Source organism: Xenorhabdus budapestensis (genome assembly GCF_002632465.1).
Classification (GTDB): domain Bacteria; phylum Pseudomonadota; class Gammaproteobacteria; order Enterobacterales; family Enterobacteriaceae; genus Xenorhabdus; species Xenorhabdus budapestensis.
This window is the reverse complement of record NZ_NIBS01000112.1, coordinates 1-797: the sequence shown is the minus strand read 5'-3', so window position 1 is coordinate 797 and position 797 is coordinate 1. Positions and strand designations below refer to the sequence as shown.

Genomic DNA, 797 nt, shown 5'->3' with positions numbered 1-797 from the left:
TATCGCCGCCGCGACCGGACTTTCCACGCAACAGGTCACGCAGGACTGGTCAGATGTGAACTATTCCTCTGCCCGTGCTGCGATGCTGGAAGCGTGGAAGACTCTGACGCGCCGTCGTGATGATTTTGCTATCGGATTTGCTCAACCTATTGCCTCTGCGTTTGTGGAAGAAATCCATAACATTGAGGATTTACCCTTACCCAGTAATGCCCCTGACTTTCTGGATGCGAAAGCGGCTTATTGCCGTGCGCGCTGGATGGGACCCGGTCGCGGCTGGTTAGACCCGGTGGCGGAGAAGAAAGGCGCTATTCTGGGGATGAATGCAGGTCTTTCAACCCTTGAGATGGAGGCGGCAGAAAATGCCGGTGAAGACTGGGAAGAAATGCTGGATGAGCGTGCGCGTGAAATTGAAGCCTTTAAAGAGCGCGGTATTCCACTGCCTGAATGGGCTGAACCGGCACCGCAACAGCAAACCAACAGAGGATCAGGGGAATGGGAATGATGAACTTGCCCCACTTAGCCCAGCGGTTGTTTAATGTGCCGCTGGCAATCCATCCGCGCAAAGCCGAAGTCGTGATGGCAGCCCTAACCGACCGCTTCGGCATTACCCGGATTCATGCCGGGATGGACTGGGATGATGAGGATGACTCATTTACCCGGCGCGGGCGTGATACAGGCTATGACGTTTTAGAGGGAACTGCTGTCATTCCGGTGCAGGGAACGCTGGTGCAAAAACTCGGTTCCTTGCGTCCTTACAGTGGCATGACCGGTTATGACGGCATTCGGCAGGTGTTTCT

General features: G+C 55.1%; 1 protein-coding gene and 1 pseudogene. Both read left to right on the top strand.

Features of this window, described 5'->3' with window-relative positions; all coding sequences use genetic code 11:
* A partial coding sequence (locus tag Xbud_RS19120; RefSeq protein WP_145956688.1) for a phage portal protein occupies window positions 1–502 on the top strand: 502 nt, incomplete at its 5' end.
* A pseudogene (locus Xbud_RS19115) lies at window positions 502–797 on the top strand (S49 family peptidase); the annotation flags it as partial. The gene Xbud_RS19120 and the pseudogene Xbud_RS19115, both read left to right, overlap by 1 nt.